This is a genomic window from Streptomyces sp. NPDC007095, from assembly GCF_040634475.1.
GTDB lineage: Bacteria > Actinomycetota > Actinomycetes > Streptomycetales > Streptomycetaceae > Streptomyces.
In genome coordinates, this window is the sequence record NZ_JBEYFS010000465.1 from 1 (window position 1) to 2,905 (window position 2,905).

The 2,905-nt window shown below is 69.1% G+C and carries 4 protein-coding genes and 1 pseudogene; 1 reads left to right on the forward strand and 4 read right to left on the reverse strand.

The genetic code is table 11. From position 1 onward, the window contains the following. The 4 genes from ABZ656_RS57305 to rimP all read right to left on the reverse strand — a co-directional run. Positions 1-355: translation initiation factor IF-2 N-terminal domain-containing protein (locus tag ABZ656_RS57305; RefSeq protein ID WP_360280597.1), on the reverse strand; the 355-nt coding region annotated here is incomplete at its 3' end. 147 nt (positions 356-502) lie between these two features. Next, complete coding sequence (locus ABZ656_RS57310; protein WP_101400982.1) at positions 503-781, reverse strand: YlxR family protein; 279 nt, start codon at positions 779-781, stop codon at positions 503-505. Between the two features lie 90 nt (positions 782-871). After that, positions 872-1,894, reverse strand: a complete 1,023-nt coding sequence (gene nusA / locus ABZ656_RS57315) for a transcription termination factor NusA (RefSeq protein WP_101400981.1) — start codon at positions 1,892-1,894, stop codon at positions 872-874. A gap of 2 nt (positions 1,895-1,896) precedes the next feature. Further along, entirely contained in the window at positions 1,897-2,403 is a 507-nt protein-coding gene (gene rimP / locus ABZ656_RS57320; RefSeq protein ID WP_101400980.1) for a ribosome maturation factor RimP, read from the reverse strand. A 214-nt stretch (positions 2,404-2,617) separates the two neighbouring features. On the opposite strand from rimP, the pseudogene ABZ656_RS57325 reads away from it, so the two are divergent. After that, positions 2,618-2,905: pseudogene (locus ABZ656_RS57325) on the forward strand (hypothetical protein); the annotation flags it as partial.

The following is a 2,905-nucleotide window of genomic DNA, read 5'->3' on the forward strand; positions in this document are numbered from 1 at the left end:
GGCGCGGACCCGGCGCAGCCGGAGTGACCGGAGCAGCCGACGCAGCCGGAGTGACCGGCGCAGCGGGGCGCTCGGCCACGGCCGGCTTGGGGGCCGGCGGGCGCGGGGCGGCCGGACGGGCAGCCTGCGCCGGAGAGGGGGCACCCGGCTTCGCCGGGGCAGCCTTACGGGCGGAGGCGGGCTTGCCGCCACCGCTGCCCTGCTGGAGGGCGTCAGTCAGTTTGCGTACAACGGGCGCCTCGATCGTCGAGGACGCCGAACGGACGAATTCACCGAGCTCTTGGAGCTTGGCCATGACGACCTTGCTCTCAACCCCGAACTCCTTGGCGAGTTCGTATACCCGGACCTTAGCCACTTCGCTCCTTTTAGGTCCGGGTTGCGTCCGGACCGTCGCTACTTCATGGGCGTACTCATCGCGTGCTCATCGAGTGCTCATCGCAATCTCGACCTACTTCCAACTCGCGGGGTACCAGGGCCGCACGGGGGTTCCGTACGACGCTCCTTACGGTGTTGCCTGCTCGACGCAGAGGCGCAACGCCGCTGTGTCGAGCGGTCCCGGGGCACGCAGCGCCCGTGGGAACGCCCGGCGGCGTACCGCCAGGTCGAAACAGACCAGGGCGGGGTGCACATAAGCGCCCCGGCCGGGCAGCGTACCGCGATGATCGGGGACACATTCACCCTCGACCGCCACGATCCGCAGCAGATCAGTCTTGGCCGCTCGCTCCCGGCACCCCACACAGGTGCGTTCAGGGCATGCGCGGGCTCGCGTCCGGCCAGACACTCTTAAGTCTACCTCCCCGCACCGACCTCACCCCTTTGAGGCAAGAATCGAACGGTTGTTGTCGTGATCTAAGCCACTTGCGGCTCAGAACTATTCCCGGTGCTGGTCCGCGCCGCGCCGAGCGGTCTCGTCGGACGGCTGCTCGGTGTCCGGACGGATGTCGATACGCCAGCCGGTGAGGCGGGCCGCGAGGCGGGCGTTCTGGCCCTCCTTGCCGATCGCCAGCGACAGCTGGTAGTCCGGGACGGTCACGCGCGCGGAGCGGGCCGCGAGGTCCACGACCTCGACCTTCGAGACGCGGGCCGGGGAGAGCGCGTTCGCCACCATCTCGGCCGGGTCGTCCGACCAGTCGACGATGTCGATCTTCTCGCCGTTCAGCTCGGCCATCACGTTGCGCACCCGGCCGCCCATGGGGCCGATGCAGGCGCCCTTGGCGTTCAGACCCGAACGCGTGGACCGGACGGCGATCTTCGTACGGTGACCGGCCTCGCGTGCGATCGCGGAGATCTCGACGGAACCGTCGGCGATCTCCGGAACTTCCAGCGCGAAGAGCTTCTTCACCAGATTGGGGTGCGTACGCGACAGGGTGACGGACGGACCGCGCACGCCCTTCGCCACCCGAACGACGTACGAGCGCAGGCGCAGCCCGTGCTGATACGTCTCTCCCGGGACCTGCTCCTGCACCGGCAGGATGGCCTCCAGCTTGCCGATGTCGACGAGCACGTTCTTCGGGTCGCGCCCCTGCTGTACGACACCCGTGACGATGTCGCCCTCACGCCCGGCGTACTCACCGAGCGTCGCGTCGTCCTCGGCGTCCCGCAGGCGCTGCAGGATGACCTGCTTGGCGGTGGTCGCGGCGATCCGGCCGAACCCCGACGGGGTGTCGTCGAACTCGCGTACCTCCTGCCCCTCCTCCAGGTCCTCGGGGTCTTCCTTCGCCCACACGGTCACATGGCCGGTCTCCCGGTCGAGCTTGACGCGCGCGTGGCGGCGGCTTCCCTCGGTGCGGTGGTAGGCGATGAGGAGGGCCGACTCGATCGCCTCGACCAGCAGGTCGAAGGAGATCTCCTTCTCCCGTACCAAGCCCCGCAGGGCACTCATGTCGATGTCCACGGCTACGCCTCCTCTGCGTTCTCTTCGTTCTTGTTCTTACGGTTGAACTCGACCTGGACGCGGGCCTTGGCGATGTCCTGGAAGGCGAGCCGCTTGGCGGTGGGCTTGCGCCCCTTCACGCCCGGCACCTCGACATCGACTCCCTCTTCGTCCACGCCGAGGATTCTCGCGACCACCTCGTCGCCGTCCCCCAGCTGGAACTTCACCAGGCGGTCCGTGGCGCGTACGTAGTGACGGTGCTCCTTGAGCTCGCGCTCGGCACCGGGGGTTCCGACCTCGAGGGTGTACTCGCCCTCGCCCATCGCGTCCGTCTCGTCGAGCTTCGCCGAGAGCGCGCGGCTCACATCGGCGATCGCGTCCAGATCGGCGCCTTCGTCCGAATCGACGACAACACGCAGCACACGCTTACGTCCGACCGAGTCCACTTCGACCTCTTCGAGGTCGAGGCCCTGAGAGCTGACGAGCGGTTCCAGCAGTACTCGCAGCCTCTCGCTCTGGGTGGTGCTCATCCGGGTGACTCCTCGGCCGCGTGTGCTGTTGTGGGTTGGTCGTGTGTCTGGTCAAAGGGTATCCGGTCGCAGAGGGTGTTGCCGTCCACCGTCCCCCGCCCCGGGGGGCGGAGTCGCGGTGGCGAGCCCCTGGGGGTGATCGGGTGGGGCACGGGTACCGTGATCACGGGCGTGCCGCCCTCCCTTTCGTACGAGCCTTCCGAGGACGTCTGCCGTGCCGTTCACCCTGCCGCCGCGCTCCCCCTCGGGGCCGCGCCGAAGGAGCCTGCTCGCCTCCGCCGCGGGCACCTTCGTGCTCGTGGGCTGTTCCGCCCCCGAGTCGTCCACCGACACCACGGTCGAGACTCCCTCGGCCGCGGACCGCGCACGCGCGCGTGCGGCCCGCGACAGCGAGTCGCTCGCGGCACGCTACGCCGCCGTGATCACCGCCCATCCCCCGCTGGCGGCGCGGCCTTCAAACTGCCCGCCCGCTACGAGTTCATCGACAGAGTCCCGCGCTTCC